Annotated in this window: 25 protein-coding genes and 1 pseudogene; all 26 read right to left on the minus strand. The window is 42.1% G+C overall.

Features of this window, described 5'->3' with window-relative positions; genetic code table 11:
* Window positions 1-2: 2 nt before the first annotated feature.
* The 26 genes and pseudogenes from P343_RS31105 to P343_RS37215 all read right to left on the minus strand — a co-directional run bounded on the left by P343_RS31105 (window position 3) and on the right by P343_RS37215 (window position 11,838).
* Complete coding sequence (locus tag P343_RS31105) at window positions 3-1,301, minus strand: PBSX family phage terminase large subunit (RefSeq protein WP_023510779.1); 1,299 nt, start codon at window positions 1,299-1,301, stop codon at window positions 3-5.
* Window positions 1,288-1,866, minus strand: a complete 579-nt coding sequence (locus P343_RS0118985) for a terminase small subunit (protein WP_031264079.1) — start codon at window positions 1,864-1,866, stop codon at window positions 1,288-1,290. The genes P343_RS31105 and P343_RS0118985 overlap by 14 nt, the downstream gene beginning before the upstream one ends.
* A 67-nt stretch (window positions 1,867-1,933) precedes the next feature.
* Window positions 1,934-2,137 (minus strand): hypothetical protein, encoded by a 204-nt coding sequence (locus tag P343_RS31110; protein ID WP_023510780.1) that lies wholly within the window; start codon window positions 2,135-2,137, stop codon window positions 1,934-1,936.
* Between the two features lie 154 nt (window positions 2,138-2,291).
* Complete coding sequence (locus tag P343_RS31115) at window positions 2,292-2,747, minus strand: ArpU family phage packaging/lysis transcriptional regulator (protein ID WP_023510781.1); 456 nt, start codon at window positions 2,745-2,747, stop codon at window positions 2,292-2,294.
* 291 nt (window positions 2,748-3,038) lie between these two features.
* Window positions 3,039-3,278, minus strand: coding sequence for a hypothetical protein (locus P343_RS31120; protein ID WP_023510782.1), 240 nt, complete (start codon window positions 3,276-3,278; stop codon window positions 3,039-3,041).
* A gap of 35 nt (window positions 3,279-3,313) precedes the next feature.
* Window positions 3,314-3,577: a hypothetical protein gene (locus P343_RS31125; protein WP_031264080.1), complete on the minus strand. Its 264-nt coding sequence runs from the start codon at window positions 3,575-3,577 to the stop codon at window positions 3,314-3,316.
* A gap of 26 nt (window positions 3,578-3,603) precedes the next feature.
* Window positions 3,604-3,738, minus strand: a complete 135-nt coding sequence (locus P343_RS37630) for a hypothetical protein (protein ID WP_269077913.1) — start codon at window positions 3,736-3,738, stop codon at window positions 3,604-3,606.
* Between the two features lie 172 nt (window positions 3,739-3,910).
* Window positions 3,911-4,336: a RusA family crossover junction endodeoxyribonuclease gene (locus tag P343_RS31135; RefSeq protein WP_023510786.1), complete on the minus strand. Its 426-nt coding sequence runs from the start codon at window positions 4,334-4,336 to the stop codon at window positions 3,911-3,913.
* On the minus strand, window positions 4,336-4,644 hold the full coding sequence (locus P343_RS31140) for a hypothetical protein (protein WP_023510787.1): 309 nt from the start codon (window positions 4,642-4,644) through the stop codon (window positions 4,336-4,338). The genes P343_RS31135 and P343_RS31140 overlap by 1 nt, the downstream gene beginning before the upstream one ends.
* Window positions 4,644-5,141 (minus strand): dUTP diphosphatase, encoded by a 498-nt coding sequence (locus P343_RS31145; RefSeq protein ID WP_023510788.1) that lies wholly within the window; start codon window positions 5,139-5,141, stop codon window positions 4,644-4,646. Before P343_RS31145 ends, P343_RS31140 begins: the two co-directional genes overlap by 1 nt.
* Entirely contained in the window at window positions 5,138-5,383 is a 246-nt protein-coding gene (locus P343_RS31150; protein WP_023510789.1) for a hypothetical protein, read from the minus strand. Before P343_RS31150 ends, P343_RS31145 begins: the two co-directional genes overlap by 4 nt.
* The gene (locus P343_RS31155; protein WP_023510790.1) at window positions 5,376-5,639 is read right to left on the minus strand and encodes a hypothetical protein; all 264 of its coding nucleotides are present in this window, start codon (window positions 5,637-5,639) and stop codon (window positions 5,376-5,378) included. The genes P343_RS31150 and P343_RS31155 overlap by 8 nt, the downstream gene beginning before the upstream one ends.
* Window positions 5,632-6,009 carry a hypothetical protein gene (locus P343_RS31160; protein WP_023510791.1) on the minus strand — a complete coding sequence of 126 codons (378 nt, stop codon included), beginning with the start codon at window positions 6,007-6,009 and terminating at the stop codon, window positions 5,632-5,634. The genes P343_RS31155 and P343_RS31160 overlap by 8 nt, the downstream gene beginning before the upstream one ends.
* On the minus strand, window positions 6,002-6,367 hold the full coding sequence (locus P343_RS31165) for a BC1872 family protein (protein WP_152525299.1): 366 nt from the start codon (window positions 6,365-6,367) through the stop codon (window positions 6,002-6,004). Before P343_RS31165 ends, P343_RS31160 begins: the two co-directional genes overlap by 8 nt.
* A gap of 81 nt (window positions 6,368-6,448) precedes the next feature.
* Window positions 6,449-6,730, minus strand: a complete 282-nt coding sequence (locus P343_RS31170; RefSeq protein ID WP_023510794.1) for a hypothetical protein — start codon at window positions 6,728-6,730, stop codon at window positions 6,449-6,451.
* Window positions 6,696-6,857 (minus strand): hypothetical protein, encoded by a 162-nt coding sequence (locus tag P343_RS37205; protein WP_168371034.1) that lies wholly within the window; start codon window positions 6,855-6,857, stop codon window positions 6,696-6,698. Before P343_RS37205 ends, P343_RS31170 begins: the two co-directional genes overlap by 35 nt.
* Window positions 6,854-7,318: a class I SAM-dependent methyltransferase gene (locus P343_RS31175; protein ID WP_023510795.1), complete on the minus strand. Its 465-nt coding sequence runs from the start codon at window positions 7,316-7,318 to the stop codon at window positions 6,854-6,856. The genes P343_RS37205 and P343_RS31175 overlap by 4 nt, the downstream gene beginning before the upstream one ends.
* Window positions 7,319-7,323: 5 nt before the next feature.
* On the minus strand, window positions 7,324-8,214 hold the full coding sequence (locus P343_RS31180; protein WP_023510796.1) for an ATP-binding protein: 891 nt from the start codon (window positions 8,212-8,214) through the stop codon (window positions 7,324-7,326).
* A complete protein-coding gene (locus tag P343_RS36455) occupies window positions 8,165-9,175 on the minus strand; it encodes a DnaD domain protein (RefSeq protein ID WP_023510797.1) in 1,011 nt (336 codons plus the stop codon). Before P343_RS36455 ends, P343_RS31180 begins: the two co-directional genes overlap by 50 nt.
* Before the next feature lie 13 nt (window positions 9,176-9,188).
* Window positions 9,189-9,368: pseudogene (locus tag P343_RS37815) on the minus strand (HNH endonuclease); the annotation flags it as partial.
* 5 nt (window positions 9,369-9,373) lie between these two features.
* Entirely contained in the window at window positions 9,374-9,553 is a 180-nt protein-coding gene (locus P343_RS31190) for a hypothetical protein (RefSeq protein WP_023510798.1), read from the minus strand.
* 5 nt (window positions 9,554-9,558) lie between these two features.
* A complete protein-coding gene (locus P343_RS37210; protein WP_168371036.1) occupies window positions 9,559-9,711 on the minus strand; it encodes a hypothetical protein in 153 nt (50 codons plus the stop codon).
* Entirely contained in the window at window positions 9,711-10,538 is an 828-nt protein-coding gene (locus P343_RS31195; protein ID WP_023510799.1) for a PD-(D/E)XK nuclease-like domain-containing protein, read from the minus strand. Before P343_RS31195 ends, P343_RS37210 begins: the two co-directional genes overlap by 1 nt.
* The gene (locus P343_RS31200) at window positions 10,468-11,385 is read right to left on the minus strand and encodes a hypothetical protein (RefSeq protein WP_023510800.1); all 918 of its coding nucleotides are present in this window, start codon (window positions 11,383-11,385) and stop codon (window positions 10,468-10,470) included. The genes P343_RS31195 and P343_RS31200 overlap by 71 nt, the downstream gene beginning before the upstream one ends.
* 70 nt (window positions 11,386-11,455) lie before the next feature.
* A complete protein-coding gene (locus P343_RS31205) occupies window positions 11,456-11,662 on the minus strand; it encodes a hypothetical protein (RefSeq protein WP_023510801.1) in 207 nt (68 codons plus the stop codon).
* Between the two features lie 14 nt (window positions 11,663-11,676).
* Entirely contained in the window at window positions 11,677-11,838 is a 162-nt protein-coding gene (locus tag P343_RS37215; RefSeq protein WP_023510802.1) for a hypothetical protein, read from the minus strand.
* Window positions 11,839-12,125: the final 287 nt, after the last annotated feature.

Below are 12,125 nucleotides of genomic sequence, written 5' to 3' on the forward strand. Positions count from 1 at the left end.
CCTTATATGCCGACATAGTGTCGATAGAAATAGTTGCAGGCATAGCGTGCTTCGTCCATTGCGTGGTTATTCTTGTCCACCGGTTTGCCATTATCATCACGGACGTACAAACCAATCTCTTTGATGAAATGGTAGTGGTCGTACTTACTATCTGGTGGATTAACCAATAAAAAACGCCGCTCAGAAATGAGCGACTGCATGCGTTCAATGCCAACCTCAAGGCCCTTTGCTGATCCCTTGATGTCGTGTGCATTGTTATCCGCTTTGTACGTCTCGATGCCTACTAAACGCAGTTCTTCACGAAGCGAACGTGCCGCCGGATCGATAAAGACGTTGTTATAAAATAGATTGAATGTCTTATGGCACCAGTCTACGAACACCTTAATTTCTCGCGCATAGGTGGACATGGCTTTGACTTGGCCTGTTTCATTTCCGCTGTGGTAAAAATTGGCCACACGGTTCAAATAGGTCATAAAGCCGCGGCCATTTTCATTCGGTACTTGTGCCACAATCCAGCAAGCGATGGTTGTCGCATCTCCTTGCCCAGCATCACCAGTAAAGAACATTTCCACTGGATCGCCAATGAGCGTTTCCTTAACATTCTCATGCATGTCGAACATACCGTAAATTACACCTTCAGGAAGCACACGCTCGCCTAACCAGTCTCGATGATACAAATACGGATTCTTAATCAGCGTGTCATGCAGTTCCTGTTTACGTTCTTCAGTAAGAATCGGATTGTCATTGACATCCCAATGCGTCCAGCGTGTGTTCTGAACATCAAACACATCAGAAATAACTGGGTCATTCGGTGCCGGTGGGTTAAGGTCTGCTAGATGATAGCGCATTTTTGCCGCGAATGTACGCCGAAAGCACTCCTGAATCATGTCCATGTGTAGCAGGTTGATTTCGCAGAATACCACGGACCCGAGTGACATACCAGTGATTGCCCCAACGCTGTTTGACTTCGCTCCACCTTTGTAGTAGACACGTTTGTCACCATTTGGTGTATGCACCAATAAATGATCACCATGCTCATCATGCCGGATCTCTGACAGTCCGCTAAAAATGTGCATCAGTCCGGTACCGTCACCGTCGATGAATAGGCGAAATGCTTGCTCTTGATTGTAGGCAGTGACCAAGTGATTACCGTCTGGTGTCATCGTCAGGAACTCAGCATATCGAAAGTGCCCGGCAGTTGTTTTACCGCTTCTTGGTGTACCCTCGTTAACTTCTAGCGTGTGATCGAATGGGGCCCGGATAATTTTAAGCTGTTTATCCGAAAACTTAATCTTGCCCATTCGTACCACCACCATGTAGTGCGTCAACCAGTGCATCAAGCAGCGACGTATCGGCTTTTACGCCTTTTATGAGCGATGCACGCGCCTTTGTGAGTTCCGTATTTGCCTTTGTTTGCTCGATACGCTGACTGGTTAACTCTGATGTATTTCCAGCATTAAATATCCGCAGAAGCAATTCTGATGCCTTTGTGACATCAGATACTTTTGTAGTGATTGGAACTTTTTCAACATGATCTGCATACACAATCTTTTCATACGGACCTTTGGCACCCATGACCTCGATTGTCTCAGGTTTTTTAACTGTAATTAAAGCATAATCTGGCTGCTCACGTCTCAAGATTGATGCCAATGTTTGCAAGACTTCTTTTTGAGTCGCCAATGACTGTTCATCAAGTAGTTTTAACCTTGCATCGATATATTCCTTGATGTCAGGTTTCGTAAGGTTCTCACTGCCAATGGCGCGGGCTGTTCGTTTGCTATAACCAGCATCAATCGCTGATTGAGTTGCGTTGCCGGTCTCAATATATTTGTCAGCAAATCGCTTCTGTTTCTCTGTTAAGCTCATTTACATCATTCCCAACCCCTTTTATGCAAAATAAAAACACCCCCGAAGGAGTGCTTAACCATAAAATTCAGTCTCTATATTGAATCATCACATAAAAATTATATCTAGGACTAATCATTCCGTTTTGCCCTAATCCTCCTATAGATTCTGTAACAGCGTCAGAGAAGAATTGAACTTTAATGATATTTTCCTCTTTTTTGTCATCTAAAAAATCGTTTGCTTTTTTCTCGATTTTTTGTAAAGTACTTTCACCGAATATTTTTACTTTCATCTTTTACATCCCCCATTCTGCAGAATACCAATCTATTCCACAAAATAGGACAATGTTCCTGCTTTTACGAAAAATAAAAAGGACGCCTAAGCGTCCATCCGTTCTTATTCACAATACCATCATAACAGGATAATCTTTCCTATCTATGCCATCCTTATGCCATGTTTCTGCCAAATGTCTGCCATTCTTCTTCATATACCTCTATTCGGAGTGCGAACGCTAGACAAATTAGCGCTTTTTCCTGCTTACGGTAATAATTTCTCTCTGAGTAGTTCATCTTCATGCTTACCTGCAAGTTAGAATCAGCTTCTAACAAGAAACGTTCACGAATCAGCCTTTGATGTTCTACCTTCAACCGTTGAATCGCTGTGTTTACACGATCAATGTACTTCTCCCGATATACCAGACTATCAACATTATAGACTGCACAATCCTCTGTGTCGCTGTGGAATTCGTTTGTATTGCTCGCTGGCGCTAGGCAGTATGCTGGCGTTATCTTCGGCTCTCTGACGTTTGGGACACTCAATCGGTAGTATTGGTATTTCTCTAGGGCTTCTTTTGCAGCTTCAACCGTTTTATCTGTATCTATATCTTTGAGTAGGCTTTGCATATCGGTTATCCCCTCCATTATGGTAGAATGGAATTGCCTAGTCGGGATAACCGACTTTTTTTAATGCATCATTGTAAGCTAATCACTCTGTTACTAAATAAACTTCTTCTGCTGCGCTTATTCCTTCGAGATAACTCATGTAATTGAAATAATGATTACCTTGCAATCGGCATATTATTTCATCACAGCGCGCTTTATTTTCGTAGATGTTATAGAACATGATTTTCTTTGTTCTTGGGTGATGCGTAACCCAGTTGTCCCACCACTTAACCAAAATAGCATCGCCTTTTTTCAATGCCTTGAATTATTCAATCTTCGTAAGTTTATTGATTTCCACTCCTTATCCCTCCTCGCTTCCATCATCGCGTCATAATACCCTTTCAAATGCCCGTCACGTGCTATCCACTCATAGCGGCACTCGTTGCATTCCCTTTTACCTTGATCCGCTGTATCGGCTTCCTGTGACCGTTTAATTGCATTCACCGTGCATTGAAATAACTCTGCTCGTGACATTGTTTTAAGGTTGTCCATGTGTCACCTGCTTCGGTGTAGTGTCGAACTGCGAATTAATCATAATAGAAATCAATCAACGTTTCTTGACCAGTGCAAATTCTTATTTCTACGGTGCAATAATTACCATCTTCAACAGAATTAAATGTATTAGGATCAAATTCTGTTGGTACTTTATTTCCCTCGTTCTCAATTGCTTCTGCTAAAACAGGAGGAATGTACACTATTGATAGGACACTATAAACTTCACCGGATAAATCCGTATCTTGAGTAGACCACTCTTGATTAATCGTTTCTAATAACGCTTGCAGTAAGCTCATTTTTTGCCCTTCCTTCGCATTAGCTGTCAACTGTGCATCTTGACTTCCTTCCACCCATCGCGTAACCGTCTATTGAGATCATGCCGCTGCAACAGCTCAAACAAATGTACCTTCTGTCCGTCCTCTACTCGATACAGGAGCGTCCATTTTCTACGGCTCATGGCTTTTTCTCCCAAAGGACACATCCAAAATCATTGTCAGTTTCGAAGTGCTTTACATATCCTCCGTCCCAACCAGTTACAAGTTCAACTTCAACTTTATCCATTATTTTTTCACAAATACCCGAATACTGATCATCAGAGTGCCAAAACTTACATGTCTTACACGTTTCGTTCATGGGATCACCTCGTCCAATTCAAAGATTTTGGCTTCTATTCGTGGATCGTCGCTATAAAATTCCTTGGCATTAAGTTCCACAATCTGATTGTCATCTTCCCAAACGATTCCATTCATCGCGTCCAAAATCAGCTTTATTTTGTTATCAAGATCTGGTTTAACCGTTGGACGGATAATTCCCTTCTCTTTGGCTTCTCTCTCCTTCTTGCTCAGGCTATTTTGCATCTTTCGATAGATTGTAAGATTAACGCTAATCGCCCCTCTAAACGGCTTCTCGTGCGTCATAAAGCGAATCAGTTTTTGCATGTCTTTTTTCTCTTTGGCATTCGGGTTATAGGTAGATGTTTTATGAGTAAACTTATTTGTTACCGTTCGTGGTCGCCCTTGCCCGTGATAGTCTCCTGGTATAGTGAGTTCAATCATCACACCCACCCCTTAGACAGGCGCTCAGGATACTTTATTTCTCCTGGTTTTCCATACAGCTTCCATACCGTTTCTAACGGCAGAAAATAACTTTTCACCTCACCATTAACCGACAACGTACTCCGTTCAAACGGTCGCTTCTTCGGTCGTCTGTTTACGCCTTTTGGTGTACTTACTGCTTCTTCAAGTGTCCAGTGTTGCACAAGCACACGGTTTCCGATATTGTTCTTCGTTAATCCGTTTTTCTCACACTGCATCAGGAGTTCACCGTCAATTCGTTGTCCACGCACGTAAAATGGTTTAAGCATCAGTAATCAGCCTCCTGACGCTTGAAATTGACAGCGTTCTTTTTGAAATATTGTGCTTCGATTTGGTCATTGGTGAATCCAATCCGATGGCCAAGAACAAATAGATTAGTCATGAGTAGGCTATATGTGAATGAACTATCATAGAAGTTTGCTGAAAAATACACTTCATTTAAAATTTCAACGAAGGAATCATTTGTTCCGTCATCAACCTCTGTCATACTAATGCTTTCTACTATGTTCACTTTTTCATTAGTCAATCCAATGCTCAGCGCGAAATGCAGGCAATCCACAAATTCGTCCAGCACTCGCTTATCGTCTCGTGTCGTGTGCTCTTTCCAATACTTCCACTCACCTTGTACTTCTTGAGCAAGTTCGCCCAATTCCACATTCAGCGCAAGGATTTTGTTCGGAAGCAGGTTACGTCCCTGCAAACCTTTCTTTTCGATAATGTCCGCATCCAGTTTGGCTTGTGCTTCATATAGTTTTGCTAGATTCATTGTTTAAACTCCCTTTTGTATTCATTTGCTATTTCTTCGACTCGCGCAAGAACGTAAGAAGATGATGATCTAAGTTGTGCTTTGCATATCTCGGACATGAGTTCATGAAGCCGATCATTCTCTGCTCTCAGCCGTTCAATCTCACTCACTGCCCACTCTCCATCTGAATGTCTCAAAATCACAGCAGGGCTTTTCTTTTGTTCTTCTAGCTTTTGTTTGATATAGTCTAGGCGATCAGGCATGTGTTTCACCAACCTTGGTATGGAATTTTTTAAGTGCCAGATCAAATGTTTTCTGGTCAATTTGGTCAAGTACACCCATCAGCTCATTCTCGTGGCTCTTATGTTTTTCAACTTCGTCTCTCAGTCGTTCCACTTCATCACTCAACTGAACCATCAATCCGATAAGCCATACCGCATCATCCCGGCGTAAAGAAATAACAGCACATTCTCCCTGCTCACGAATGATTTGCTTAATTTTTTCCAATCGATCAGGCATCATTATCACCTAGCCAATCTGCAACGTCAGGATGCTCTTTTGCGATGATATCAACAGTTTCCTTAATGATTACGCGCACTTCTCGCCCTGCTGGTGTATCGGAGCAGTATTGGTCATAGTATTGTTCCAGTTCTTCCCTCGGAGACATCGGATTGACGATCTTCTTGCCACTTTTCAGTGCGACGATCCAATCTTGCACTTGATCAAAGCCATAAGGTATTTTAATATCACTTTCGATCGCTTCGCTCAGTACAGTAATCAAATAACTATCTGGATAATCTTCCGGTGATTCCTGCATTGTACGATCGTTTAAACGCACAAGTTGCACAGGCGTAACTTTATGTTTTAGCACATACATATCTTCACTCATCGCTCTTGCTCCCTTCGAAGGCTTCTATTGCCGCTTGGCAAATTGCTAATGGGGCTGTTTTACCCCATGATCGATATGGCCCGCATGTAGCAAGCCAAGTTCCGTCCAAAAAACTTTCTAGCCGTATAAGTCCGATATGTTCAGCAACTTCCCAAGCGCTTCTCATATCTTCAGATGGGTTCCAGTCAACTAATTCATTTTCTTTAGGATCAACAAATTGTTTCCATGTTTTTTTAGTTTTTCCGTTGGTGACTGTTGTTAAATACCATGTAGGATGAAGAAAACGTGCCAATTTCTTATCGATCTCCAAAGTAGTCATCGCTTCTGCTCCCTTCTCAACCATTCTTCCTTCGCACATCCCTTTATCCACCCAATACAAACCATCAGAGACGATGCGACAACCGGTATACTGATCATCCATGCCAATATGGTGAGTCCTTTATCCATAGAAAATCCCTCGTTTCCTTGGATTGATTTTCCCTTCCCTTGCAAGACTAAATATCAGCGCTAAAACGTCATCCTGAGGACGATCTAGCAATCTTTGCATCGTCCATAGTGAATTGCCTTCATCCCATAATTTAATCGCTGTACGGACGTCTGAATGGCTCCATTGGAAATCAACTGATTCACACGCGATATACGTCTCTCCGCGCTTGCGCGGCATCCACTGCTTAATAAGGCGCGATTCAGTTGCATTGTTGAATGGTTCTGCCATGGCCATCTATGCTCACTCCAATCTCCCTCATAAACGATCTGTACCACTGATCAAATTCTTCTTTCGTCTCAATGTGTCCGTCTCCACCTGTTACTTGGATGACTCCTGGCATTAGGTAGTGGGCTTGGTTCATTGGATCACATCTTTCATAAACACAAGCCAATGTGTTTTGCTTCGTCTGTTTCCGAATAATGGCTCATGGCCAATCGCCTTGATGATTTGTGTCAGCCTTATTTGTTCCTCATTCCACTTAAAAATCATGGTTCCGTTCGGCTTCAACACTCGCATACACTCATCAAAACCTTGTTTGATATCCTCACGCCAAGTATCTTTTAAGATTCCGTACTTTTTGGCCAACCACGAATCTTCACCGGCATGAATTAAATGTGGTGGATCAAAGACTACTAGATAAAAAGATTCATCATCAAAAGGCATGTTGCGAAAATCGCCAATCACGTCTGGATTAACCTCTAACGTGCGGCCGTCACATAGCTTGTCCTTCAATTTCCTGTTGTCCATGTAAATGGCTTTTGGATTATGCTTGTCGAACCAAAACATCCGACTTCCACAGCATGCGTCAAGTATTTTCTCCATCCCATTCACCCTTTCTTCATCCGGTAATCCGGTACATCAAAATTACTTTTCCCCCTCTGACTTGGTCCCTCAATTGCGTAGCATCGATGATGAGCCATGCCTTTGATTAATCGGTCAGCTGTTGCAAATCCGATCCGTTCAGCAAGTGTTGCTTCATCCTCATTACTAGAGAAAATGATTGGCTTTCGGCTCCGGTACCGATAATCAACAATTTGGTAATAAAGGCTTTCCTTGGCTTCCGATGGCTTCGCTTTACCAATGTCGTCCCATACAAGCACATCTACATGCTCTACACCATTTAGAAGCTGTCTGAGCCGTTCTCCGCTGTCATTTAGCATCTTCGCTTGCGTTAGTTCATCCATCAATACCGCGTCAGAAACAACCAGTACACTGTTGCCTTTATTGAGCAAATATTTAGCTGCCGCAATCTGTAGATGTGTTTTTCCAATTCCGAAGTTGTTATGTTCTGCCTTTGCTTTCGCCTTATCAGCCATGGTCTGCAAATTTCTGATATTCTGCTCACCAAATACTGCGATAAATCCGAAGCTGTTATTCTTGCTGTCTTTAATAGATTCAAAGTATCTGAGATAATCAGTGATCTTTTGGTACATATCACGCTGCCATTGAAATTCCCGACGAAAATTTGTAAATTGCGCTTCTTTGAATTCGTCTGGAATCATAGATTCTTTAAAAATCCTATCCATTCGTGAGCGAGTGACACATTGGCAATCGCCATAAATTGGTGTGTACCACCATTCACCATTTTTGTGCTTTTTATTTCCCTTTATTTCTGCGCCTTCTTTGATCTTTACAACACCAGTATCTTTGCAAATTGGGCAATCATATTCAGTTCCAGACGGCTTTTGCTGCTGCTGATTCTGCGAGCATTTGTTCATAGCTACTTTTTTCTGGAGATCGGCCATAATAGCGTCGAATGTCTGAAATGTTGGTTCTCGCTTTGCCACCGGCATTCAGTCCTTTCTTTTCTTTCCACTTTCTTTGAAACTCTCGGGCTTCATCAAGCGTTGTTACATCGGCATCTAACCATTTGTTGATAATTCCTTCCACGTAGCTAATCCGTTTATTATCTTCTTTGAGTGCCACCTTCATAGCAGCAATCACAAGATCACTAGAGGACTTATCCACTAATTCATCAAGAGCCTGTGCATTAATCGGTGACAGGAAGTTATGGTAATTCTCTTGATAAAACTGTGATACTAGCTTGTACTTTTGAATATCATCATAGAAAGGGTCGGGTTTACTACTACTACTTGATGTATCAGTGTTACTTTTAAAAGATGTTAATGATGAAAGACTGTTACTTTTCGTTCCCCCGTTTTGACCACTGTCAGGTTGACCACTGTCAAATTGACTGGTGTCAGAATGACTGGTGTCAAATTGCGTATGGTCAATGCTTAAATTTACTGTATAAAGATTGCTTTGATTTCTCTGTCCGTCATATCTGTGAGTAACTGTTATATAGCCAAGATCAATTAGCTGTTTTCTATACTTGTAAAACCGTTTTTCACTTACACCCAAGCAATCAAGCATTAATTGCACACCAGGGAATGCTGTTAGGCCTGCTCCTGTATAGGAACAGATAAATGCATAAATGGCTTTAGCTTCGATTGATAGCCGTTTATCCTTCAATGGCTTTTTGAAGATTATTCCGTAACCTTCGTCAGCAATATTTCCGCTTAGTTTGGCTTTATCTTCGCTACTCATATCAATCGCCGTCCCATTCATCCCGGAAATAATCCGGTCCGTACCGCATTTCAAATTTCCGTTGCAACTTAACAGCATATTTATGATGTTGATGTACGCTTGAGTGACATGTCTGGCATAGCGTCGCCCCATTTGTCACTACTCCGCGTCCGCCTTGGCTACGGAACTTCACATGGTGGATGATGTTTGACCATTCACCACAGATCACGCAGCAATGATCATCACGTTCGAATATTTTTTCTCGCGTCTTTTTATTGAAATTTGACCTCTGTGTCTGTGTTGGCTTATATCGCTTAAAACTAGGCTTCGGTACCGGTATCCCCATCGGTTTCACTCCTTGCGTGGATTGATGTTTACGCTGCTATCTTCATCAACCTTAGAAACATTTACATATTGGTCATTCCTTGGAGTAAAGCGAGTTCTATATCTTTCAAGCGCTTCTAAAGCATTTGGTGCAATAACAGTAGCTTTATAAGTTCTTTGAACAACTTCTTCAATCTCAAATAACAAATTGATCACTCCCTCACGCACACAATCCAATATGGACGGTGTATTCTTATTGGTTTCATGCCTGGTTCCATTCGGTCGATATAGTTGCGTACAGCTTCTTTAAATCGTTCATCTGGAAAACTCCAAAAGTTATCCGGTATGCTAATGTGATATTCCATCAGTAGATCAGCTGCCCAACTTCAATAACTTTGGTGATCGTCTTTGTACGCCGGCAGTAGTCACATTTTCCACACTCGATCGGTTCTTCTTCACCTGATTTGAGTTTTAAAATTCGTTCCATGTGGTTCTCAACGTACTTCAATTCAAATTCAAAACGTGACGGATCAAAGTTGATGACCGCCACATTAGGCGGAGATTCCTTGCTAACAGCGACGATATACGGCGTATATTCATCACCGGTGATCTCTTTCAATGCGCGTCTGTATACTGCCATTTGAAGCACATAGCCCCAATGCTCGACAAAGGAGCACCATCCGTCGTACTTGTCATCCCAAAATCGTTTATTAATGTTCTCACATGTTTTGATATCCGCAAATCGGTGTGTTTGATGATTGATAACGTCCGTCCGAATCTTCCAATCAGCTCCGAAAAGATGTACTGAAAATATTTGTTCAGATTCACCTTCAAGGGCGAACATTGCCAACTTTTGACGTTTAATTGCTTCAATCATTTGGTCAGCCTGTTCAAAGTCCGCATACTTTCCACTACCACGTTTTTTGAAGATAGATTCACTATTATCATCAATAAATTTCTGATGCGCTTCTGCGCCCTCAAACGCCGTGTGAACGTACGATCCAACCGTTAAGGCATTTGTATCATGACGGACATATTCGCCGCTTAGGTGGGCAACTGCAGACGCTTCACAGGTCATGAACTGTTTGAATTGAGAAACTGACAGATAGTCACGATCAGCTTCAATCGAATGGTAATTCTCCCTGTTCAGATTCAGTATCTTTCTTTGCTTTGCTTCCGCTTGACTTGGCATTCTTCTTCACTTCCTTGTCTGCTTCTTCAAAGTCCTTTGTTAGATCATCTGATGATGAATCATTTTTCTTTTCATCTTTTTCTTTAGGACTAAACACTTCATAAGGCTTGATCATTCCGTCTTTAATAGAGTTGAACAGGCTTAATGCTTTAGCGATATCAATTTCTGTGAACGCATCACAGTTATAACCGAAGTATTCTTCTATTTGGTCCTGTGTGACTTGATAGTTTTCCTTGAACGCTTTAAGCATCCCTTGAATGCGATCCTTAAGAGGTTTTGTTGACTGCCCTGCCAATGTCTCGTAGCATTGCTTCATGGCCGCTTCCACAATGTCACCGGGAATAATGCTGAGAATGCAGGCGCGCATCCGACGTGCAGCTAGATTTGCCACATGCTCATAGATGTCTCTCTCGTCAGTCAGCTTTTTAATCTTCCCTTTTGCCATATATGAATGGGACATCGTGAACAATTTAGTTTGCCGTGTATTTGTTTCAAGGTCCCAAGCATAGGCAAGAACTTTTGATTCTTCCTGTCCTTGATCTAATTCCTTAACGCCAAAATCAATATTTCCCCAGTTTTGCGCGATAACTTCAGCCATTCTAATACTCGGTCCTTCAACCATTGACCCACCTTTTGGATAACGATATATTGCTGTTTTCGCTAATGATGGCCGCTTGCATGCATCCATGATTCTGTTTTGTGCTTGGAAAACGTTTCTAGGAAACTGCTTTGCCATGAATATTTGTCCTTTGACTTCTTCCATTTCACGGCTACTTGATGCCTGAGCAACTGCACCTTGTGGTTGTTGGCTCATTTGAAAGGATTGTTCAAGTTCATTCATTGCCATTGAAATTACCTCCTTGTCCATGTAAAATGGACTTGTAAATTAATTTCTTGCTGATTGAAGACCGCCGTCGTCACACGGCGGTCTTTTCATTTTCTGAATAAATATCCAAAATGTTTTTGTACGATCGAACCGTCGATTCAGCTTCGATAATGGTTCCTTCCCACAACGCTTTTTCATAATCGCTTTTTGCCTTTTCCTTGCTCTCCTGAGCCGTCTTAATCCAGTTTTCTTTATCTCTAAGTTCACAAGCCAAACGGCGTAACAATTGTGATTCCATTGCTTTCCCTCCTCTCACATGTGTGCTAGTTCGTCTTGCCATTCCTCAATCACTGCATCCATTTCGTTCAGCTTGTCCTGCAACAAATCACGCTCTGCCCGTTTTTCTTCGAGCATGACAGTCAAATCGTATTTGCTTGCACCTTGTGGCTCTGCAAATCGGCTTAGCAGTGGCATTGTCTATCCTCCTTCCTAGTGTCCTCATGCCCACCGCTGATGTGACAACCTACCCCATAGACTTCATGGACGAAACAGTTAGTTCACTATTTCAGCAAACCAACCGCTGCATACGCCAGTTGTCATCATCGGCGCTAGGTATGAGTGAGTAAGCTCTACCGCGCGCATATCATATACAGTTGTCTCAACAAGTAAATTGAATAGGATAAGAAAGGAGAATGCTCACCTCTTTTCATTTTTTATTTGGCTTACACGCCTACCAAGGAAGATATAGGGGGTTAATCCAC

Source organism: Sporolactobacillus laevolacticus DSM 442 (genome assembly GCF_000497245.1).
GTDB classification, from domain to species: Bacteria; Bacillota; Bacilli; order Bacillales; family Sporolactobacillaceae; genus Sporolactobacillus; species Sporolactobacillus laevolacticus.

Excerpts from the sequence above, each read along its gene's own strand:
- P343_RS31205 (WP_023510801.1), bottom strand. The coding sequence starts at position 11,662 with ATGGAATCACAATTGTTACGCCGTTTGGCTTGTGAACTTAGAGATAAA.
- P343_RS31155 (WP_023510790.1), bottom strand. The coding sequence starts at position 5,639 with ATGCCTGATCGATTGGAAAAAATTAAGCAAATCATTCGTGAGCAGGGA.
- P343_RS31175 (WP_023510795.1), bottom strand. The coding sequence starts at position 7,318 with ATGGAGAAAATACTTGACGCATGCTGTGGAAGTCGGATGTTTTGGTTC.
- P343_RS31195 (WP_023510799.1), bottom strand. The coding sequence starts at position 10,538 with ATGCCAAGTCAAGCGGAAGCAAAGCAAAGAAAGATACTGAATCTGAAC.
- P343_RS37205 (WP_168371034.1), bottom strand. The coding sequence starts at position 6,857 with ATGAACCAAGCCCACTACCTAATGCCAGGAGTCATCCAAGTAACAGGT.
- P343_RS31115 (WP_023510781.1), bottom strand. The coding sequence starts at position 2,747 with ATGCAAAGCCTACTCAAAGATATAGATACAGATAAAACGGTTGAAGCT.
- P343_RS31150 (WP_023510789.1), bottom strand. The coding sequence starts at position 5,383 with ATGCCTGATCGCCTAGACTATATCAAACAAAAGCTAGAAGAACAAAAG.
- P343_RS37630 (WP_269077913.1), bottom strand. The coding sequence starts at position 3,738 with ATGAGCCGTAGAAAATGGACGCTCCTGTATCGAGTAGAGGACGGACAG.
- P343_RS31170 (WP_023510794.1), bottom strand. The coding sequence starts at position 6,730 with ATGGCCATGGCAGAACCATTCAACAATGCAACTGAATCGCGCCTTATT.
- P343_RS31135 (WP_023510786.1), bottom strand. The coding sequence starts at position 4,336 with ATGATTGAACTCACTATACCAGGAGACTATCACGGGCAAGGGCGACCA.
- P343_RS31105 (WP_023510779.1), bottom strand. The coding sequence starts at position 1,301 with ATGGGCAAGATTAAGTTTTCGGATAAACAGCTTAAAATTATCCGGGCC.
- P343_RS31165 (WP_152525299.1), bottom strand. The coding sequence starts at position 6,367 with ATGTGCGAAGGAAGAATGGTTGAGAAGGGAGCAGAAGCGATGACTACT.
- P343_RS31180 (WP_023510796.1), bottom strand. The coding sequence starts at position 8,214 with ATGAACAAATGCTCGCAGAATCAGCAGCAGCAAAAGCCGTCTGGAACT.
- P343_RS31125 (WP_031264080.1), bottom strand. The coding sequence starts at position 3,577 with ATGAGCTTACTGCAAGCGTTATTAGAAACGATTAATCAAGAGTGGTCT.
- P343_RS37215 (WP_023510802.1), bottom strand. The coding sequence starts at position 11,838 with ATGCCACTGCTAAGCCGATTTGCAGAGCCACAAGGTGCAAGCAAATAC.
- P343_RS31160 (WP_023510791.1), bottom strand. The coding sequence starts at position 6,009 with ATGAGTGAAGATATGTATGTGCTAAAACATAAAGTTACGCCTGTGCAA.
- P343_RS31200 (WP_023510800.1), bottom strand. The coding sequence starts at position 11,385 with ATGGCAATGAATGAACTTGAACAATCCTTTCAAATGAGCCAACAACCA.
- P343_RS37210 (WP_168371036.1), bottom strand. The coding sequence starts at position 9,711 with ATGGAATATCACATTAGCATACCGGATAACTTTTGGAGTTTTCCAGAT.
- P343_RS31120 (WP_023510782.1), bottom strand. The coding sequence starts at position 3,278 with ATGGACAACCTTAAAACAATGTCACGAGCAGAGTTATTTCAATGCACG.
- P343_RS31110 (WP_023510780.1), bottom strand. The coding sequence starts at position 2,137 with ATGAAAGTAAAAATATTCGGTGAAAGTACTTTACAAAAAATCGAGAAA.
- P343_RS31140 (WP_023510787.1), bottom strand. The coding sequence starts at position 4,644 with ATGCTTAAACCATTTTACGTGCGTGGACAACGAATTGACGGTGAACTC.
- P343_RS31145 (WP_023510788.1), bottom strand. The coding sequence starts at position 5,141 with ATGAATCTAGCAAAACTATATGAAGCACAAGCCAAACTGGATGCGGAC.
- P343_RS36455 (WP_023510797.1), bottom strand. The coding sequence starts at position 9,175 with ATGGGGCGACGCTATGCCAGACATGTCACTCAAGCGTACATCAACATC.
- P343_RS0118985 (WP_031264079.1), bottom strand. The coding sequence starts at position 1,866 with ATGAGCTTAACAGAGAAACAGAAGCGATTTGCTGACAAATATATTGAG.